The organism is Bizionia paragorgiae, assembly GCF_900107625.1.
GTDB lineage: Bacteria > Bacteroidota > Bacteroidia > Flavobacteriales > Flavobacteriaceae > Bizionia > Bizionia paragorgiae.
Genome location: NZ_FNQK01000009.1, coordinates 36,264 through 53,308 on the forward strand (window position 1 = coordinate 36,264; position 17,045 = coordinate 53,308).

28 protein-coding genes are annotated in these 17,045 nt (G+C 34.9%); 2 read left to right on the forward strand and 26 right to left on the reverse strand.

Annotated features, from left to right (window positions below):
- The first annotated feature begins 95 nt into the window (after positions 1–95).
- Entirely contained in the window at positions 96–1,028 is a 933-nt protein-coding gene (locus BLV64_RS07970; RefSeq protein ID WP_177165309.1) for a M28 family metallopeptidase, read from the forward strand.
- On the forward strand, positions 1,028–1,228 hold the full coding sequence (locus tag BLV64_RS14885; protein WP_092134039.1) for a T9SS type A sorting domain-containing protein: 201 nt from the start codon (positions 1,028–1,030) through the stop codon (positions 1,226–1,228). Before BLV64_RS07970 ends, BLV64_RS14885 begins: the two co-directional genes overlap by 1 nt.
- Here BLV64_RS14885 and BLV64_RS07980 read toward each other — a convergent pair.
- The 26 genes from BLV64_RS07980 to rpsC all read right to left on the reverse strand — a co-directional run bounded on the left by BLV64_RS07980 (position 1,225) and on the right by rpsC (position 17,045).
- Positions 1,225–2,139: a dimethylarginine dimethylaminohydrolase family protein gene (locus BLV64_RS07980; RefSeq protein ID WP_092133821.1), complete on the reverse strand. Its 915-nt coding sequence runs from the start codon at positions 2,137–2,139 to the stop codon at positions 1,225–1,227. The two genes, BLV64_RS14885 and BLV64_RS07980, sit on opposite strands and share 4 nt — an antisense overlap.
- Positions 2,140–2,204: 65 nt before the next feature.
- Complete coding sequence (locus BLV64_RS07985) at positions 2,205–3,491, reverse strand: citrate synthase (protein ID WP_092133823.1); 1,287 nt, start codon at positions 3,489–3,491, stop codon at positions 2,205–2,207.
- A 367-nt stretch (positions 3,492–3,858) separates the two neighbouring features.
- A complete protein-coding gene (gene eno / locus BLV64_RS07990; protein WP_092133826.1) occupies positions 3,859–5,151 on the reverse strand; it encodes a phosphopyruvate hydratase in 1,293 nt (430 codons plus the stop codon).
- A 141-nt stretch (positions 5,152–5,292) separates the two neighbouring features.
- Positions 5,293–6,396, reverse strand: a complete 1,104-nt coding sequence (carA, locus tag BLV64_RS07995; protein ID WP_092133828.1) for a glutamine-hydrolyzing carbamoyl-phosphate synthase small subunit — start codon at positions 6,394–6,396, stop codon at positions 5,293–5,295.
- Positions 6,397–6,482: 86 nt separating this feature from the next.
- On the reverse strand, positions 6,483–6,956 hold the full coding sequence (rplQ, locus tag BLV64_RS08000) for a 50S ribosomal protein L17 (RefSeq protein WP_092133830.1): 474 nt from the start codon (positions 6,954–6,956) through the stop codon (positions 6,483–6,485).
- Positions 6,957–7,017: 61 nt separating this feature from the next.
- Positions 7,018–8,010: a DNA-directed RNA polymerase subunit alpha gene (locus BLV64_RS08005; RefSeq protein ID WP_092133832.1), complete on the reverse strand. Its 993-nt coding sequence runs from the start codon at positions 8,008–8,010 to the stop codon at positions 7,018–7,020.
- 21 nt (positions 8,011–8,031) lie between these two features.
- Positions 8,032–8,637: a 30S ribosomal protein S4 gene (gene rpsD, locus BLV64_RS08010; protein WP_092133834.1), complete on the reverse strand. Its 606-nt coding sequence runs from the start codon at positions 8,635–8,637 to the stop codon at positions 8,032–8,034.
- A gap of 174 nt (positions 8,638–8,811) precedes the next feature.
- Positions 8,812–9,204, reverse strand: coding sequence for a 30S ribosomal protein S11 (gene rpsK, locus BLV64_RS08015; RefSeq protein WP_092133836.1), 393 nt, complete (start codon positions 9,202–9,204; stop codon positions 8,812–8,814).
- An 8-nt stretch (positions 9,205–9,212) separates the two neighbouring features.
- Positions 9,213–9,587 (reverse strand): 30S ribosomal protein S13, encoded by a 375-nt coding sequence (gene rpsM, locus BLV64_RS08020; RefSeq protein ID WP_092133838.1) that lies wholly within the window; start codon positions 9,585–9,587, stop codon positions 9,213–9,215.
- A gap of 2 nt (positions 9,588–9,589) precedes the next feature.
- Positions 9,590–9,706, reverse strand: coding sequence for a type B 50S ribosomal protein L36 (gene ykgO, locus BLV64_RS08025; protein WP_013305171.1), 117 nt, complete (start codon positions 9,704–9,706; stop codon positions 9,590–9,592).
- Positions 9,707–9,711: 5 nt separating this feature from the next.
- Positions 9,712–9,927 carry a translation initiation factor IF-1 gene (gene infA, locus BLV64_RS08030; protein ID WP_028289261.1) on the reverse strand — a complete coding sequence of 72 codons (216 nt, stop codon included), beginning with the start codon at positions 9,925–9,927 and terminating at the stop codon, positions 9,712–9,714.
- 10 nt (positions 9,928–9,937) lie between these two features.
- On the reverse strand, positions 9,938–11,290 hold the full coding sequence (secY, locus tag BLV64_RS08035; protein WP_092133840.1) for a preprotein translocase subunit SecY: 1,353 nt from the start codon (positions 11,288–11,290) through the stop codon (positions 9,938–9,940).
- Between the two features lie 14 nt (positions 11,291–11,304).
- Positions 11,305–11,757 carry a 50S ribosomal protein L15 gene (rplO, locus tag BLV64_RS08040; RefSeq protein ID WP_092133842.1) on the reverse strand — a complete coding sequence of 151 codons (453 nt, stop codon included), beginning with the start codon at positions 11,755–11,757 and terminating at the stop codon, positions 11,305–11,307.
- Positions 11,758–11,773: 16 nt separating this feature from the next.
- On the reverse strand, positions 11,774–11,953 hold the full coding sequence (gene rpmD / locus BLV64_RS08045) for a 50S ribosomal protein L30 (protein ID WP_092133844.1): 180 nt from the start codon (positions 11,951–11,953) through the stop codon (positions 11,774–11,776).
- 11 nt (positions 11,954–11,964) lie between these two features.
- Positions 11,965–12,489, reverse strand: a complete 525-nt coding sequence (rpsE, locus tag BLV64_RS08050) for a 30S ribosomal protein S5 (RefSeq protein ID WP_092133846.1) — start codon at positions 12,487–12,489, stop codon at positions 11,965–11,967.
- A 6-nt stretch (positions 12,490–12,495) separates the two neighbouring features.
- Positions 12,496–12,852, reverse strand: coding sequence for a 50S ribosomal protein L18 (gene rplR, locus BLV64_RS08055; protein WP_092133848.1), 357 nt, complete (start codon positions 12,850–12,852; stop codon positions 12,496–12,498).
- A 10-nt stretch (positions 12,853–12,862) separates the two neighbouring features.
- Positions 12,863–13,405, reverse strand: a complete 543-nt coding sequence (gene rplF / locus BLV64_RS08060; protein WP_092133850.1) for a 50S ribosomal protein L6 — start codon at positions 13,403–13,405, stop codon at positions 12,863–12,865.
- Between the two features lie 17 nt (positions 13,406–13,422).
- Positions 13,423–13,821: a 30S ribosomal protein S8 gene (rpsH, locus tag BLV64_RS08065; protein ID WP_092133852.1), complete on the reverse strand. Its 399-nt coding sequence runs from the start codon at positions 13,819–13,821 to the stop codon at positions 13,423–13,425.
- Between the two features lie 64 nt (positions 13,822–13,885).
- A complete protein-coding gene (rpsN, locus tag BLV64_RS08070; RefSeq protein ID WP_092133854.1) occupies positions 13,886–14,155 on the reverse strand; it encodes a 30S ribosomal protein S14 in 270 nt (89 codons plus the stop codon).
- A gap of 3 nt (positions 14,156–14,158) precedes the next feature.
- A complete protein-coding gene (gene rplE / locus BLV64_RS08075) occupies positions 14,159–14,710 on the reverse strand; it encodes a 50S ribosomal protein L5 (RefSeq protein ID WP_092133856.1) in 552 nt (183 codons plus the stop codon).
- 2 nt (positions 14,711–14,712) lie between these two features.
- A complete protein-coding gene (gene rplX, locus BLV64_RS08080) occupies positions 14,713–15,024 on the reverse strand; it encodes a 50S ribosomal protein L24 (protein ID WP_092133858.1) in 312 nt (103 codons plus the stop codon).
- 12 nt (positions 15,025–15,036) lie between these two features.
- Positions 15,037–15,405: a 50S ribosomal protein L14 gene (rplN, locus tag BLV64_RS08085; RefSeq protein WP_092133859.1), complete on the reverse strand. Its 369-nt coding sequence runs from the start codon at positions 15,403–15,405 to the stop codon at positions 15,037–15,039.
- 2 nt (positions 15,406–15,407) lie between these two features.
- Complete coding sequence (rpsQ, locus tag BLV64_RS08090) at positions 15,408–15,665, reverse strand: 30S ribosomal protein S17 (RefSeq protein ID WP_006988541.1); 258 nt, start codon at positions 15,663–15,665, stop codon at positions 15,408–15,410.
- A gap of 12 nt (positions 15,666–15,677) precedes the next feature.
- Positions 15,678–15,869 carry a 50S ribosomal protein L29 gene (gene rpmC / locus BLV64_RS08095; protein ID WP_092133862.1) on the reverse strand — a complete coding sequence of 64 codons (192 nt, stop codon included), beginning with the start codon at positions 15,867–15,869 and terminating at the stop codon, positions 15,678–15,680.
- Positions 15,870–15,882: 13 nt separating this feature from the next.
- Positions 15,883–16,302 (reverse strand): 50S ribosomal protein L16, encoded by a 420-nt coding sequence (gene rplP / locus BLV64_RS08100; RefSeq protein WP_092133864.1) that lies wholly within the window; start codon positions 16,300–16,302, stop codon positions 15,883–15,885.
- Between the two features lie 20 nt (positions 16,303–16,322).
- On the reverse strand, positions 16,323–17,045 hold the full coding sequence (gene rpsC, locus BLV64_RS08105) for a 30S ribosomal protein S3 (RefSeq protein WP_092133866.1): 723 nt from the start codon (positions 17,043–17,045) through the stop codon (positions 16,323–16,325).

Below are 17,045 nucleotides of genomic sequence, written 5' to 3' on the forward strand. Positions count from 1 at the left end.
CGGTTCTGAGTTCATTAAAAATTAATATCTTCACCCTACACCAATTTGCTTTTATAATGACACGTGCTTTACTCCTTTTATCACTTTGTTTTTTAATGTTTACTAGCCACTCCACGGCACAAACCTATAATCCGTTTTATGGAGATATTGTCAATACCGTTTCTGCCTCAAACATCGTGGCCGACTTAACTACCTTTGAAAGTTTCGGCGTTAAGACAAATGGTTCGAGCGCTTTAAGCAACACACAAAATTGGATTGTTTCTAGATATCAATCTTTGGGATATACTACTATTGAAGAGCAAGCGTTTTCGTTTTCTGGAAATACAAGTCATAATATTATAATCACTAAGACTGGTAGTGTTTATCCGAATACATTTATAGTCATCGATGCACATTACGACACTATAAACGGACCAGGAACCAACGATAATGGTAGTGGGACTGTATTGCTTTTAGAGATGGCGCGTCTTTTAAAAAATGTCGATACGGAGTACTCTATAAAGTTCATTCATTTTAGTGGTGAAGAAGCCGGATTAATTGGTAGTAATTATTATGTCAACACTACAGTTATACCTCAAAATATGGATATCGCTTTAGTATTTAATATTGATCAAGTTGGTGGAGTTAGCGGGACTATAAACGACACTATTATCTGTGAATATGACACTACAGCACCAATTGAAAACAATGCTGAGTCATTAGCAGCCACAAACACGTTAGCGACCTGTATAGGTCTGTATTCTAATTTAGGTACTGAATTATCTAATGCGTATGGTTCAGATTACGTACCCTTTGAAAATGCAGGTAAAGTAATTACAGGACTTTATGAAAAGAATGAAACGCCACACTCCCATTCCCCAACAGATGTTTTAGCTAATATGGACCCCAATTATCTTTACGAGGTAACTAAAGGCAGTGTAGGTGCAGCCTTGGAGTTTGCTATAGGCATAAGCACTTTAAGTGCTCCTGAGACGGTTCCTACTGAAAAAAAAACTTTAAACTCTACCCCAATCCTTCAAATGGATTAATAACATTAGATTTTAAATCGCTTCATGCCGAGGAAAGTTACAGTCTACTTATTACTGACATTCTCGGTAAGGTTGTTTACAAAAAAACCCTTTATAAAAAGACTCAAGTTTTAGATTTAAGTCATTTACAAAAGGGTATTTATATGTTCACTCTTAAGAATACGACACAGCGTATTTCAAAAAAACTGGTATTATATTAGTCTCTAATTAAAGGCATTGTACTGCAACGTAACAACCCTTCTTGCTTAGCGATTTCAGCATAAGGTACTTCTTCGACTGTAAATCCTTTTTCTCGCAACCACGTATTTAAACGCGTAAAATTCTTTTCTGATATAATAACATCTTCAGCAATAGAAAATATATTACTATTCATATTATACATTTCTTCTTTCGAGATGATAAAACAATTCTCTTTACCAAAAAAGTCTAACAACCAGTTAAACTCATTTTCATCTCTAAATCCTTCTTTATGAAGAATCGCTTTATCTTTCCCTATAGGTTGGAAACAACAGTCTAAATGCAGAGCATTATCGCGGGGTTCGGTTTGAGACTTTACCAAATCGAAGCTTTTTACTGTTTTATGAGGAAATGATTCTGCAATAAAATCGACACCTGCTTTATTGGTTCGTGCCACGATATAATCAGAATAATCTGCCCCGCGATACGTTCCAATAAAAATATGATCGTTCCAAACCATAACATCACCACCTTCAATGTGGGCTTCTTCTGGCGGACGAATGACTTTTTTAGGATCTATCTTATCAATTATATATTGGATAGCATCTAATTCTTTCTCTCTATCTGGTAGAATGTTAGCTTTTACTAACACGTCATCAATTACAAAAGCAATATCTCTAGCAAAAATCTGGTTGTAGTCTTCAATAAGCTCCGGTCTGTAAACCGTAACGTTATACTTTTCTAAAACGGCGGCTACAGCCTCCATTTCTTTAACCATATCTTCTTCTATAGGATAGGTTCCTGCTTTAATATGCTCTAAGGATTTTGGGTCGTAGGCATCCTCAATCTTTGGCGTATCACCGCAACTTTTAGCCGTTCCTAAAATAACTGCTCTTAAACGAGACGTTTCGTTTTTTACATTTAGTTTCAACATAATTTATGATATAAAAAAGCTCCATAAAATTATTATGAAGCTTTGTGTGTTGTAAATTTATAGACTTATCGCTTATCGATAGCTTTAAAATCTCTTTGGTTTTCACCGATATATACTTGTCTAGGTCTTCCAATTGGCTCCTTACGTAAACGCATTTCTCTCCATTGAGCGATCCATCCTGGTAAACGTCCTAAAGCAAACATAACTGTAAACATTTCGGTTGGAATATCCATTGCTCTGTAGATTATACCTGAGTAAAAATCAACATTTGGATATAGCTTACGCTTCACGAAATAATCGTCTTGTAATGCTTCTTTTTCTAATCCTTTAGCGATATCTAAAATAGGATCTTCGATTCCTAAATCTTCTAACACTTCATCAGCAGCAACCTTAATAATTTTTGCTCTTGGATCGAAGTTTTTATATACTCTATGTCCGAAGCCCATTAAACGGAAAGGATCTTCCTTATCCTTAGCTTTCCCCATGTATTTCTTAGTGTCTCCACCATCTTCCTTAATAGCTTCAAGCATTTCTAATACCGCTTGATTAGCACCTCCGTGAAGAGGTCCCCAAAGTGCAGAAATACCAGCAGATAAAGACGTGAATAATCCAGCGTGAGAAGACCCTACAATTCTAACCGTAGATGTAGAACAGTTTTGTTCGTGATCTGCGTGTAAAATTAATAGTTTGTCTAAGGCGTTTATTAAAACTGGGTTTTGTTTATACTCTTCGTTAGGTTTTTTAAACATCATTTTAAGAACGTTTTCAACATAACCTAAAGAACGATCACCATAATCTAACGGTAATCCTTTTTTCTTACGCATAGTCCAAGCTACTAACACAGGAAATTTTCCTAATATTTTAACAATAGCTCTGTACATATCCTCTTCCGATTCTGTATTTACAGACGACGGATTAAAAGCTGTTAAAGCACTTGTTAAAGAAGCTAAAACACCCATTGGATGTGCTGTTTTAGGAAAGGCATCAATAATCTTTTTGATGTCATCGTCTACAACAGACTCGTCTTTAATATCTGAATGAAATTTATCTAATTGCTCCTTCGTTGGTAATTCACCAAAAATTAAAAGATAAGCAACTTCTAAAAAGTCTGCTTTTTCTGCTAATTCTTCAATCGAGTATCCTCTGTATCGTAAAATACCTTCTTCTCCATTTAAAAAAGTAATCGCACTTTCACAAGACCCTGTATTTTTATATCCTGGATCTATAGTTGTAACACCTCCTGTTACCCCTCTTAAATTTTTAATATCTATTGCGATTTCATTTTCAGTACCTTCTATTAAAGGAAACTCATGCTTTTGGCCATTAATTTCTAACGTAGCAGTTTTTGACATATTTACTTTTTGTTTTACTTGTTTTTGCGGAACGCTAAATTACAAAAAACCTCTGAATTTATGAAACGCATTAACAAAGGATTTAACAATTATAACATCACTAAAATTTATGATAGTTATGGGAATGCATCTCTCACATAATATCTCATTGAAAATACAATTTAAAATTAGAATATAAACGCTCGAATTAATAATTATTTTTCTATGTTATATGCTCGACCAATAAGTATAAAAAAACAAAGATTAGTGTGGTAGGTAGACTTCTAATCTATCTACAATTTTAAATAAAATAGCATAAAAAAACGGACGACACACCTTAGAAAGGTCTGTGGTCCGTTAAATATACAAATGAGGTATAAACTTTTACCTACTGCTTTACTTTAAACGCTTTGTTTTTTGGGTAGTAAGCAATATTTCCTAATTCCTCTTCAATACGTAATAACTGATTGTATTTCGCCATACGATCACTTCGTGAAGCAGAACCTGTTTTTATTTGTCCGCAATTTAATGCCACTGCTAAATCGGCAATAGTATTATCTTCTGTTTCACCTGAACGGTGAGACATTACAGAAGTATACCCTGCGTTATGCGCCATATTTACAGCTGCAATAGTCTCGGTTAGTGTTCCTATTTGGTTAACTTTAATTAAAATTGAATTGGCAATTTGTTCTGAAATCCCTTTCGATAAACGCTCTACGTTAGTAACAAACAAATCATCACCTACCAACTGCACTTTATCACCAATTTTCTCTGTTAAGTATTTCCATCCTTCCCAGTCATTTTCATCCATACCATCTTCTATAGAAATAATAGGATATTTAGAAGCTAATTCCGCTAAGTAATCAGCTTGTTCTGTACTGGTTCTTACTTTACCAGAATCACCTTCAAATTTTGTGTAATCGTACTTACCATTCACATAAAACTCGGCCGCTGCACAATCAAGTGCGATCATAACATCATCACCTAAAGTATAGCCTGCATTTTTAACAGCCATAGCAATCGTATCTAGTGCATCTTCGGTACCGTCTAAAGTAGGTGCAAAACCACCTTCATCACCTACAGCCGTACTTAAATTACGATCGTGTAATACCGCTTTTAAATGGTGGAATATTTCCGTACCCATTTGTAAACCGTGAGAAAAATTATTGGCCTTTACCGGCATAACCATAAATTCCTGAAAAGCAATAGGCGCATCACTATGCGATCCCCCATTAATAATATTCATCATAGGTACCGGCAAGGTATTTGCGCTCACCCCACCAACATATCTGTACAGTGGCATACCAAGCTCGGCAGCCGCCGCTTTAGCAACCGCTAAAGACACCCCAAGAATAGCATTAGCTCCTAATTTAGATTTATTTGGCGTACCATCAATCTCGCACATTAAGGTATCTATATAGTTTTGTTCGAAAACATTAACACCTAAAAGTTCTTGAGCTAAAATAGAATTTACGTTGTCTACGGCATTTAAAACACCTTTACCCATAAAATCTTTACCGCCATCTCTAAGCTCTACCGCTTCATGCTCTCCAGTAGAAGCTCCAGATGGAACTGCCGCTCTACCAAGGAATCCGTTTTCAGTTTCTACATCGACCTCTACAGTAGGATTACCTCTTGAATCGAAAATTTGTCTAGCGTGAACGTTAATTATAATACTCATAATATTTTTTTAAGTTGAACTTGTGCTCAAATTTACTATTTAATTTTAAGCTAAAAATAGTTATTACTATAGAAATCCTAAAATTATCTTGTTATTATTAAAGCAAAAAAGACAATGAAGTTTAGTTCATTGTCTTTTTAGTTATTTTGATTTTATATTCTCAATAAATTGATCGAATAAATACCTAGCATCATTTGGTCCTGGACTAGCCTCAGGGTGATATTGCACCGAGAAAACGTTTTTAGACTTCATTCTTATACCTGCAACGGTATTATCATTTAAATGAACATGAGTAATCTCTACATCTGGATGCGCCTCTGTTTCTTCTCTATTTATAGCAAAACCGTGGTTTTGAGAAGTAATTTCCCCTTTACCCGTCACTAAGTTCATAACCGGGTGATTAATACCGCGGTGTCCATTGTGCATTTTATAAGTCGAAATACCGTTAGCTAGGGCAATAACTTGATGTCCTAAACAAATACCAAAAAGAGGTAAATCGCGTTTAATAATCTCTTTAGCTAAGGCTTGCGCTTCGACTAATGGTTCTGGATCTCCAGGACCGTTCGACAAGAAGTAACCGTCAGGATTCCAACTACTCATTTCTTCGAAAGTAGCATTGTAAGGGAACACCTTAATATAAGCATCTCTATCTGCAAAATTGCGAAGAATATTCTTTTTGATACCTATATCTAAAGCGGCAATTTTAATTGATGCGTTTTCATTACCAAAGAAATAAGGTTCTTTAGTCGATACCTTAGAAGCCAGCTCAAGACCTTTCATATCTGGCGCCTCTTCTAAAAGTTTTTTCAAACCTTCGATATTATCTACATCGGTAGAAATCACAGCATTCATGGCTCCATTATCTCTAATATAGCTTACTAAGGCTCGTGTATCAACGTCTGATATAGCTAATAGATTATTATCATTCAAGAAATCTTCTAAAGACCCTGTTGCGATATCTCGTGAATAGTCGTAACTAAAATTTTTACATATTAAACCAGAAATCTTAATAGAATCGGATTCTGAATCTTGATCGGTAACACCATAATTACCAATATGAGCATTGGTAGCTACCATTAATTGGCCATAGTATGACGGATCGGTAAAAATTTCTTGGTACCCTGTCATTCCTGTGTTAAAACACACTTCACCAACAGCGTTACCTTCTTTGCCTACAGCTTTACCGTGAAAAATAGTACCATCTGCAAGTAAAATTATAGCTTTTTTAAGTTTTTGATATTTCATTGATTCGAAAAGTTTGACAAAATTGCATAAAAAAAAGGATAAACTAAAATAGTTTATCCTTTTATTTTAAATGCTTATTAACATTTTTATTCTTCTTCTTCGTTAGATGCTTTAGTAGCAGTGTCTGCAGCCGGTTTAGCTTTTCCACCTCTTCTACTTCTACGCGTCGTTTTCTTCTCAGCTTTTCCAGCGTTATAGATTTCGTTGTAATCAACTAATTCTATCATTGCCATATCAGCGTTATCTCCTAAACGATTTCCTAACTTAATAATACGTGTGTATCCACCTGGACGATCACCTACTTTAGCAGCTACATCTCTAAATAGTTCTGTAACGGCATCTTTTTGTCTTAATTTAGAAAACACAAGACGTCTGTTGTGTGTTGTATCTTCTTTAGACTTAGTGATCATAGGTTCAACAAATTGCTTTAAAGCTTTTGCTTTAGCTACAGTTGTATTAATACGTTTGTGTTGTATTAAAGAACAAGCCATATTTGCAAGCATAGCTTTTCTATGTGCTGTTTGTCTTCCTAAGTGGTTTACTTTTTTTCCGTGTCTCATGACATTTTGTTTTAATCACCATCTTGCTACTACCCGTTATAGAGGAGCAAAATATGATGTATTAGTCTTTATCTAGTTTGTATTTTGATAAGTCCATTCCGAAGTTTAAACCTTTAACATTTACTAGTTCTTCTAGCTCAGTTAATGATTTTTTACCAAAGTTACGGAACTTCATTAAATCATTTTTATTGAACGATACTAAGTCTCCTAAAGTATCTACTTCGGCAGCTTTTAAACAGTTTAGTGCACGTACAGATAAATCCATATCCACTAATTTTGTTTTAAGCAACTGTCTCATATGAAGAGATTCTTCATCATAAGTTTCAGTTTGTGCTATTTCGTCGGCCTCTAAAGTAATTCTCTCATCTGAGAATAACATAAAGTGGTGAATTAACGTTTTTGCTGCTTCTGTTAAAGCATCTTGAGGCGTAATAGAACCATCAGATTGGATTTCGAAAACTAATTTTTCGTAATCTGTCTTTTGTTCTACACGGTAGTTCTCGATACTGTATTTTACATTCTTAATAGGCGTATAAATCGAATCCGTAAAGATTGTCCCAATAGGCGCTGAAGCTTTCTTATTTTCTTCTGCAGGAACATAACCTCTACCTTTTTCGATAGTAAGTTCCATATTAAAATTGACTTTAGACTCTAAGTTACAAATAACTAAATCTGTATTTAATACTTGGAATCCTGAGATAAATTTCTGAAAGTCACCAGCTGTTATTTGATCTTGTCCTGAAATAGAAATTGAAACAGATTCGTTATCAACATCTTCAATTTGTCTTTTAAAACGAACTTGTTTTAAGTTTAAAATAATTTCAGTCACATCTTCTACTACACCAGCAAGTGTTGAGAATTCGTGGTCTGCACCTTCGATTCTAACTGATGTAATTGCAAATCCTTCTAGAGAAGATAGTAAAACTCTTCTAAGAGCATTTCCTATTGTTAATCCGTAACCTGGTTCTAAAGGTCTAAATTCAAATTTACCTTCGAAGTCGGTAGAATCAATCATGATTACTTTGTCGGGCTTCTGAAAATTAAATACTGCCATATTTGCGATTTGTATCAGTTATTATTTAGAGTATAATTCGACTATGAATTGCTCATTGATGTTTTCTGGGATTTGGATTCTAGCAGGAACAGAAACATAAGTTCCTTCTTTCTTCTCGCTATTCCAAGTAATCCACTCGTATACGTTACTTGAGCTAGATAAAGATCTATCGATAGCTTCAAGTGATTTTGATTTTTCTCTAACAGCAACAACATCTCCAGCTTTTAAGTTGTAAGATGGAATATTAACTAACTCCCCATTAACAGTAATATGTCTGTGAGAAACTAATTGTCTTGCTGCGCTACGTGTAGGTGCAACACCCATTCTAAATACAACGTTGTCTAATCTAGACTCACATAATTGTAATAAAACTTCACCTGTAATTCCAGGAGCTGCTGTAGCTTTTTTAAACATGTTTCTGAATTGTTTTTCTAAAATACCGTAAGTATATTTAGCTTTTTGCTTTTCCATTAACTGGATAGCATATTCAGATTTCTTTCCACGTCTTCTTGCGTTTCCGTGTTGCCCTGGAGGATAATTTCTTTTCTCGAAAGATTTATCGTCTCCAAAGATAGCTTCGCCAAATTTACGAGCTATTTTAGTTTTAGGACCAGTATATCTTGCCATTTCTAATTGTTGTTTAAAGAGTGATTATGAATTAAGGTCTAAATCTTATCCTTCGATAATCGTTGATCTCTTATTAATACTTGATTGTTTTTATAATTTGCAAATTTAAACATAAAAAATTAATACCAACTATAATTTAATTATAATTGATATTAATTCTAAATTATGAGTAAATTATACTCTTCTACGCTTTGGAGGGCGACATCCATTATGAGGTAATGGAGTAACGTCGATAATTTCAGTTACTTCAATTCCAGCATTATGGATAGAACGGATAGCAGATTCTCTACCGTTTCCTGGTCCTTTTACGTAAACTTTAACTTTTTTAAGTCCGGCTTCTTTAGCAACTCCAGATGCATCTTCCGCAGCTAATTGAGCAGCGTAAGGTGTGTTCTTTTTAGAACCTCTGAATCCCATTTTACCAGCAGATGACCATGAAATAACGTCACCTTTCTTATTTGTTAAAGACACAATAATATTGTTAAAAGAAGCAGTAATATGAGCTTCCCCAACCGCGTCTATTATAACTTTACGTTTTTTTGTGCTTTTAGTATTTGTCTTTGCCATACTACTTATTATTTAGTTGCTTTTTTCTTATTAGCAACTGTTTTTCTTCTACCTTTTCTAGTTCTAGAGTTGTTTTTAGTACGTTGTCCTCTCAATGGAAGACTAGCTCTATGACGGATCCCTCTGTAACATCCTATGTCCATTAATCGCTTAATGTTCATTTGAGTTTCAGAACGTAATTCACCTTCAATAGTAAAAGTTCCAACAGCTTCACGGATTGCTCCAATTTGATCATCTGTCCAATCTTGTACTTTGATGTTTTCATCAACTTTAGCCGTTGATAAAATTTCTTGAGCTCTACTTCTACCTACACCATAGATGTAAGTTAATGAAATGACTCCTCTTTTCTGTTTCGGTATGTCTACTCCTGCAATTCTTGCCATAATTATCCTTGTCTTTGTTTGAATCTAGGATTCTTTTTGTTAATGACGTAAAGTCTACCCTTTCTACGCACGATTTTACAATCTGCACTTCTTTTTTTAACTGATGCTCTTACTTTCATCGTAATTAGTATCTATAAGTTATGCGAGCCTTACTTAAGTCGTAAGGGCTCATTTCTAATTTTACTTTATCACCTGGTAACAACTTAATGTAATGCATACGCATTTTACCAGATATATGTGCAGTCACAATGTGACCATTTTCTAATTCTACACGAAACATCGCATTAGATAATGCTTCAATAATTGTTCCGTCTTGTTCTATTGCTGCTTGTTTTGCCATAGTATAATAATTAAGCTACTGCCTTTCTATTTTTACCCGTTTTCATCAAGCCATCATAGTGTCTATTTAACAAGTATGAATTTACTTGTTGCATAGTGTCAATTGCAACTCCAACCAAAATTAATAATGATGTACCACCAAAAAATAAGGCCCATCCAGATTGTACGTTTAAGAACTTAACTATAAATGCTGGGAACACAGCTATTAGTGCTAAGAAAATAGAACCTGGTAAGGTAATTTGTGACATGATTTTATCTAGATACTCCGAAGTTTCAGATCCTGGGCGAATGCCTGGGATAAATCCTCCACTACGTTTTAAATCATCAGCCATTTTATTCGTTGGTACTGTAATCGCCGTATAAAAATAAGTAAAAACTATAATTAAGAAAGCGAATAACACATTGTACCACAGTCCGAAAATGTCTGAGAAATTAGCTTGCATCCATTGACCAGTAGAGGTACCTTCTAAGAAAGAAGAACTTCCAATAAGTCCAGGAACAAACATAATTGCCTGAGCGAAGATAATTGGCATCACTCCAGAAGCATTAAGCTTAAGAGGGATAAATTGTCTAGCACCACCAAATACATTTTTCTCATAACCACCAGTTGCAGAACGTCTTGCATACTGAACAGCTATTTTTCTAACAGCCATTACTAACATTACACATGCTAAAATAATTGCTAACCAAATTACAAATTCGAAAAGAATCATCATTACGTTATTTCCAGTTTCTATTCTAGACACTGCATTTTGTAAAAATGACTTTGGCATTGTTGCGATAATACCCACCATAATTAATAATGAGATACCGTTACCAATTCCTTTATCTGTAATTTTTTCTCCTAACCACATCGCGAAGATACACCCTGTAACTAAGATCACTATAGAAGAGAAATAGAATACCCCACCTTGACCTAATAAGAAAGCCGATTCAGGGATTCCAAACATGGTACTTAAACTTGCTAAATAACCAGGCGCTTGTACTAAACAAATTGCAATGGTTAACCATCTAGTAATTTGAGTAATTTTTTTCTGACCACTCGCTCCTTCTTTTTGTAGTTTTTGTAAATACGGAATAGCAATTCCCATTAACTGAACTACAATGGAAGCAGATATATAAGGCATAATACCTAATGCAAATACAGAAGCATTAGCAAAAGCTCCTCCTGTAAAGGCATTTAGTAACCCCATTATACCATTCTCAGTACCTGTTTGCAAGTTTTCCAACTGTGCGGCATCGATTCCTGGTAAAACGATTTGGGCTCCAAAACGGTAAACTAATAATAGACCAAGTGTTACTATGATTCTATTTCTTAGTTCTTCAATTTTCCAAACATTTTTTAAAGTCTCTATAAATTTCATACTCTAGATTGGTCTTATAAAGTTACAGCTTCTCCACCAGCAGCTTCTATTGCAGCCTTTGCTGAAGCAGTAAATTTATGAGCTGTTACATTAAGTTTTGCTTTTAATTCTCCACGTCCTAAAATTTTAACTAGTTCGTTTTTACCAACTAATCCTAAATTCACAAGAGTTTCAAAGTCTAATGTAGTTTCGATTTTTTTCTCATCAACTAATTTCTGTAACGTATCCAAGTTAACACCTTGATAGTCTACTCTGTTGATATTTGTAAAGCCAAACTTAGGTACACGTCTTTGAAGTGGCATTTGCCCTCCTTCAAATCCTACTTTCTTAGAATAACCAGAACGAGATTTAGCTCCTTTGTGACCACGTGTTGCCGTACCCCCTTTTCCAGAACCTTGTCCTCTACCTATTCTCTTACCTTGAGTTTTAACTGAACCTTCTGCAGGTTTTAAATTACTTAAATCCATTTTTCAGTATTGTTTTTTAAGCTTCCTCAACAGAAACTAAGTGATTTACTTTTCTTACCATTCCTAGTATACTAGAAGTGTTTTCGTGCTCTACAGTTTGCCCAATCTTTTTAAGACCTAAAGCTAATAAAGTTTGCTTTTGACTTTTAGTACGATTGATTGCGCTTTTAACTTTTGTTACTTTTATTTTTGCCATTGCTTTAAATATTAACCGTTAAAAACTTTTTCTAAAGAAATTCCTCGTTCACGAGCAATTGTATTCGCATCTCTTAACTGTAATAAAGCATCAAATGTTGCTTTTACTACGTTATGTGGGTTTGATGAACCTTGAGATTTAGATAAACAATCATGTACACCTACTGCCTCAAGAACTGTTCTTACAGCTCCACCAGCGATAACCCCTGTACCAGGTGCTGCAGGTATAATGTTTACTCTCGCTCCACCATACTTCCCTTTTTGTTCGTGTGGTAATGTTCTTTTCACTATTGGAATACGAACTAAGTTTTTCTTAGCGTCTTCGATACCTTTAGCAATTGCACTAGCTACATCTTTAGATTTCCCTAAACCGTGACCTACTACACCTGCCTCGTCTCCTACAACAACAATTGCTGAGAATCCGAAGGCTCTACCTCCTTTAGTTACTTTTGTTACTCTTTGTACACCAATTAAATGATCTTTAAGATCTAATCCACTTGGTTTTACTAACTCTGCACTTTTGTATTTATGATACATAATTTCTTAGAATTTAAGTCCTGCTTCTCTAGCTCCTTCAGCTAATGATTTTACTCTACCGTGATATAAATAACCACCTCTATCAAAAGTGATTGTCTCTACACCTGCTTTTAAAGCTTTTTCAGCAACTGACTTACCTACTAATGCAGCTATTTCAGATTTGCTTCCTGTTGCAGTACTAATGTCTTTATCTCTTGAAGATGCTGCACTGATAGTTTTACCAGATACGTCATCGACTAATTGAGCATAAATTTCTTTATTACTTCTAAAAACAGACAATCTTGGCTTTGATTCAGTACCAGAGACAATTTTGCGAATTCTGTTTTTAATTCTTATTCTTCTTTCGTTTTTTGTTAACGCCATAACTTAATTATTAAGCTGATTTACCTGCTTTTCTTCTTAACTCTTCACCTACAAATTTAATTCCTTTTCCTTTGTAAGGCTCTGGTGGTCTAAATCCACGGATTTTCGCCGCGATTTGTCCTACCAATTGCTTATCGTAAGAAGTTAATTTAATAATTGGGTTTTTACCTTTATCTGAAACTGTTTCAACTTGTACTTCCGGTGCTAAGCTCATAACGATGTTATGAGAAAAACCTAAAGCTAAATCTAGTTTTTGACCTTGGTGACTTGCTCTGTAACCAACACCAACTAGTTCTAGTTGTTTAGTCCAACCTTTAGATACTCCTTCTATCATATTGTTAACTAAAGATCTGTATAAACCGTGTTTAGCTTTGTGATCTTTAGACTCAGATGGACGTGTAACTATAACTTTTCCTTCTTCTACCTTAACCTCTACAGCATCGAAATTCTGAGTTAATTCTCCTAATTTCCCTTTTACTGTGATGACGTTATCTTTTACTTCTACAGTAACTCCTTCTGGAATTACTACTGGATTATTTCCTATTCTTGACATTTCTTCTCCTTTTTAGATTAGTAAACGTAACATAAAACTTCACCACCAACGTTTTCTCTTTGTGCTTGCTTACCAGTCATTACACCGTGAGATGTAGATACGATAGCAATACCAAGACCGTTAAGAATACGTGGTAATTCGCTTGAACTAGAATATTTACGTAAACCAGGTTTACTTATTCTCTGGATCTTTCTAATCACAGGTTCTTTTGTGTCTTTATTGTACTTAAGGGCTATTTTAATAGTTCCTTGTACTTTTGACTCTTCGAACTTGTAACTTAAAATATATCCTTGATCGAATAATATTTTAGTAATGTCCTTTTTTAAATTTGATGCAGGGATTTCAACTACTCTGTGGTTAGCACGCACTGCGTTTCTAACTCTAGTAAGATAATCTGCAATTGGATCTGTATACATATGTATTGATTTGCGGACTTGGTTTTTAAGCGTCGTTGCTTAAACCTTAGCCCAATTTATAATTTTACCAGCTTGCTTTTCTAACTCCTGGTATTAAACCTTGGTTCGCCATTTCTCTAAACATAACACGAGAGATACCAAAGGTACGCATGTATCCTTTTGGTCTTCCCGTTAACTTACATCTATTGTGTTGACGTACCGGAGAGGCATTTTTTGGCAACTTTTGTAATGCTTCGTAATCGCCAGCTGCTTTTAAAGCTTTACGTTTCTCTGCATACTTAGCTACTGTTTTAGCTCTTTTCACCTCGCGGGCTTTCATTGATTCTTTAGCCATAACTTAGTTTTTTTGAAAAGGTAATCCTAATTCAGTTAATAATGATTTAGCTTCTTTGTCTGTATCGGCTGTTGTTACAAATGTAATATCCATTCCTGAGATTTTATTAACTTTGTCAATATTTATCTCTGGAAAAATAATTTGCTCAGTAACTCCTAAATTGTAGTTACCTCTTCCGTCAAATCCAGTCGCTTTAATTCCATTAAAATCTCTTACACGTGGTAAGGCTGAAGTGATTAAACGGTCTAAAAAGTCGTACATTTTTTCACCACGTAAAGTTACTTTAGCGCCAATTGGCATTCCTTTACGTAATTTAAATGTTGCAACATCCTTTTTAGATAACGTTGCTATAGCTCTTTGTCCTGTTATAGTTGTTAATTCCTCAACTGCGTGATCAACTAATTTTTTATCTGCTACTGCAGCACCAACTCCTTTAGATAATACTATCTTAGTAAGTTTTGGTACTTGCATCACATTACTATAACCAAATTCTTCTGTAAGAGCTGCAATTACTTTGCTTTTATACTCTTCTTTGAGTCTAGGTGTATATGCCATAACTATATTACTTCATTAGATTTTTTAGAAAATCTTACTTTCTTGTCTCCTTCTACTCTAAAACCTACACGTGTAGCTTCTCCTTTCGAAGTAAGCAAAGATAGGTTAGAGATTTGAATTGGAGCTTCTTTTTCAACGATTCCTCCTTGCGGATTTTGTGCGCTAGGTTTGGTATGTTTTTTTACCATATTAACACCTTCAACGATCGCTTTGTTCTTATCTGTTAATACCTTTTGTACTACACCTTCAGATCCTTTGTGATCTCCAGCTATTACTTTTACAGTATCCCCTGATTTTATTTTAAGCTTTGTCATCTTTTTTATCAATTAAAGCACTTCTGGTGCTAATGATACAATTTTCATGAATTGTTTATCACGAAGTTCTCTAGCAACCGGTCCGAAAACACGTGTTCCTCTCATTTCCCCTGTTGGGTTTAAAAGTACACAAGCGTTATCATCGAATCTAATATAAGATCCATCTGGACGTCTTACTTCTTTCTTAGTACGAACAACTACTGCTGTTGAAACTGCTCCTTTTTTAATGTTTCCATTAGGAGTAGATTCTTTAACTGTAACAACAATTTTGTCTCCTACAGAAGCATATCTTCTTTTAGTACCACCTAGAACACGTATTGTTAATACTTCTTTTGCTCCAGTGTTATCTGCTACTTTTAGTCTTGATTCTTGTTGTACCATAATTACTTCGCTCTTTCAATTATTTCAACTAATCTCCAACATTTAGATTTACTTAAAGGTCGTGTTTCCATGATCTTTACCGTATCTCCAATATTACAGTCGTTTGTTTCATCGTGTGCAACATATTTCTTTGTTTTTAACACGAATTTACCGTACATAGGGTGTTTTACTTTTTTCACTTCAGCAACTACAATAGATTTTTGCATCTTGTTACTAGTAACTACTCCTATACGTTCTTTTCTTAAGTTTCTTTTTTCCATCATTAAGCAGAATTATTGTAATTCTCTTTTAGTTATTTCTGTTGCCAATCTCGCTACATCACGTCTTACAGAGCGTAATTGAATTGGGTTCTCTAAAGGAGATATTGCATGTGCCATTTTTAGGTCTGAATAACTCTTCTTTGTTTCACTAAGTTTCTCTTGTAACTCAGCTACAGATAATTCTTTAATTTCTGATTGTTTCATAATATCAAATAAATTATGCTTCGTAATCTCTAGCGATTAAAAACTTTGTTTTTACAGGTAATTTTTGAGCCGCTAAACGTAAAGCTTCTTTAGCTACGTCTAATGGTACTCCTCCTACTTCAAAAAGTATTCTACCTGGCTTAACTACTGCTGCCCAATATTCTACTGCTCCTTTACCTTTACCCATACGTACTTCTAGAGGTTTCTTTGTAATAGGCTTGTCTGGAAATATTTTAATCCAAAGTTGCCCCTCTCTTTTCATATGACGAGTAGCTGCAATACGAGCTGCTTCTATTTGACGCGACGTTAAAAAACTCGAGTCTAGTGATTTTATTCCAAAGGTTCCGTTTGAAAGTTGGTGTCCTCTACCAGAGTTCCCCTTCATACGGCCTTTTTGCATTTTACGAAATTTTGTTCTTTTAGGCTGTAACATTTTCTCTTTTCTTTAAAAAATTACTTTCTACGACGAGATTGGTTTTTATTATTTCCACCTGTTCGTCCACCTTTTCCTTGCTTCTTAGATAATCCAACAAGAGGAGAAAGCTCTCTTTTACCATATACTTCACCTTTCATGATCCACACCTTAACACCTAATCTACCATAAGTAGTATGTGCCTCAACAAGTGCATAATCAATATCGGCTCTAAAAGTTGATAAAGGAATACGTCCTTCTTTGTAGTGCTCAGAACGTGCCATTTCAGCACCATTTAAACGACCACTAATCTGGATTTTAATTCCTTCAGCGTTCATACGCATTGTTGCCGCGATAGCCATTTTTATTGCTCGTCTGTAAGAGATTCTGTTCTCAATTTGACGTGCAACACTAGTAGCTACTAAGAATGCGTCAAGCTCAGGTCTTTTGATTTCAAAAATATTAATCTGAACTTCTTTACCAGTAATTTTCTTAAGCTCTTCCTTTAACTTGTCTACCTCTTGACCGCCTTTACCAATAATGATACCTGGACGAGCCGTAGTGATAGTAACGGTTACAAGTTTAAGTGTTCTCTCGATAATTACTCTACTTACACTAGCTTTAGATAAACGCGCGTGAACGTATTTTCTGATCTTATCGTCTTCGGCAAGTTTATCACCATAATCGTTTCCTCCATACCAGTTAGATTCCCATCCTCTGATAATCCCTAAGCGATTTCCGATTGGATTTGTCTTTTGTCCCAT

What these genes read in the sequence shown, in the direction of transcription:
- eno (WP_092133826.1), bottom strand. Translation starts at nt 5,151, where the DNA reads ATGAGTATTATAATTAACGTTCACGCTAGACAAATTTTCGATTCAAGA.
- rpsE (WP_092133846.1), bottom strand. Translation starts at nt 12,489, where the DNA reads ATGTATCATAAATACAAAAGTGCAGAGTTAGTAAAACCAAGTGGATTA.
- rpmC (WP_092133862.1), bottom strand. Translation starts at nt 15,869, where the DNA reads ATGAAACAATCAGAAATTAAAGAATTATCTGTAGCTGAGTTACAAGAG.
- rplX (WP_092133858.1), bottom strand. Translation starts at nt 15,024, where the DNA reads ATGACAAAGCTTAAAATAAAATCAGGGGATACTGTAAAAGTAATAGCT.
- carA (WP_092133828.1), bottom strand. Translation starts at nt 6,396, where the DNA reads ATGAAATATCAAAAACTTAAAAAAGCTATAATTTTACTTGCAGATGGT.
- rplP (WP_092133864.1), bottom strand. Translation starts at nt 16,302, where the DNA reads ATGTTACAGCCTAAAAGAACAAAATTTCGTAAAATGCAAAAAGGCCGT.
- BLV64_RS08005 (WP_092133832.1), bottom strand. Translation starts at nt 8,010, where the DNA reads ATGGCAGTATTTAATTTTCAGAAGCCCGACAAAGTAATCATGATTGAT.
- rpsN (WP_092133854.1), bottom strand. Translation starts at nt 14,155, where the DNA reads ATGGCTAAAGAATCAATGAAAGCCCGCGAGGTGAAAAGAGCTAAAACA.
- rplN (WP_092133859.1), bottom strand. Translation starts at nt 15,405, where the DNA reads ATGGTACAACAAGAATCAAGACTAAAAGTAGCAGATAACACTGGAGCA.
- rplF (WP_092133850.1), bottom strand. Translation starts at nt 13,405, where the DNA reads ATGTCAAGAATAGGAAATAATCCAGTAGTAATTCCAGAAGGAGTTACT.
- rplQ (WP_092133830.1), bottom strand. Translation starts at nt 6,956, where the DNA reads ATGAGACACGGAAAAAAAGTAAACCACTTAGGAAGACAAACAGCACAT.
- infA (WP_028289261.1), bottom strand. Translation starts at nt 9,927, where the DNA reads ATGGCAAAACAAGCAGCAATAGAACAAGACGGAACAATTATTGAAGCA.
- rpsD (WP_092133834.1), bottom strand. Translation starts at nt 8,637, where the DNA reads ATGGCAAGATATACTGGTCCTAAAACTAAAATAGCTCGTAAATTTGGC.
- rpsH (WP_092133852.1), bottom strand. Translation starts at nt 13,821, where the DNA reads ATGTATACAGATCCAATTGCAGATTATCTTACTAGAGTTAGAAACGCA.
- secY (WP_092133840.1), bottom strand. Translation starts at nt 11,290, where the DNA reads ATGAAATTTATAGAGACTTTAAAAAATGTTTGGAAAATTGAAGAACTA.
- rpsM (WP_092133838.1), bottom strand. Translation starts at nt 9,587, where the DNA reads ATGGCAAGAATTGCAGGAGTAGACATACCGAAACAGAAAAGAGGAGTC.
- rpsC (WP_092133866.1), bottom strand. Translation starts at nt 17,045, where the DNA reads ATGGGACAAAAGACAAATCCAATCGGAAATCGCTTAGGGATTATCAGA.
- BLV64_RS07970 (WP_177165309.1), top strand. Translation starts at nt 96, where the DNA reads ATGTTTACTAGCCACTCCACGGCACAAACCTATAATCCGTTTTATGGA.
- rpmD (WP_092133844.1), bottom strand. Translation starts at nt 11,953, where the DNA reads ATGGCAAAAATAAAAGTAACAAAAGTTAAAAGCGCAATCAATCGTACT.
- BLV64_RS07985 (WP_092133823.1), bottom strand. Translation starts at nt 3,491, where the DNA reads ATGTCAAAAACTGCTACGTTAGAAATTAATGGCCAAAAGCATGAGTTT.
- rpsQ (WP_006988541.1), bottom strand. Translation starts at nt 15,665, where the DNA reads ATGGAAAAAAGAAACTTAAGAAAAGAACGTATAGGAGTAGTTACTAGT.
- ykgO (WP_013305171.1), bottom strand. Translation starts at nt 9,706, where the DNA reads ATGAAAGTAAGAGCATCAGTTAAAAAAAGAAGTGCAGATTGTAAAATC.
- rplR (WP_092133848.1), bottom strand. Translation starts at nt 12,852, where the DNA reads ATGGCGTTAACAAAAAACGAAAGAAGAATAAGAATTAAAAACAGAATT.
- rpsK (WP_092133836.1), bottom strand. Translation starts at nt 9,204, where the DNA reads ATGGCAAAGACAAATACTAAAAGCACAAAAAAACGTAAAGTTATAATA.
- rplE (WP_092133856.1), bottom strand. Translation starts at nt 14,710, where the DNA reads ATGGCATATACACCTAGACTCAAAGAAGAGTATAAAAGCAAAGTAATT.
- rplO (WP_092133842.1), bottom strand. Translation starts at nt 11,757, where the DNA reads ATGGATTTAAGTAATTTAAAACCTGCAGAAGGTTCAGTTAAAACTCAA.
- BLV64_RS07980 (WP_092133821.1), bottom strand. Translation starts at nt 2,139, where the DNA reads ATGTTGAAACTAAATGTAAAAAACGAAACGTCTCGTTTAAGAGCAGTT.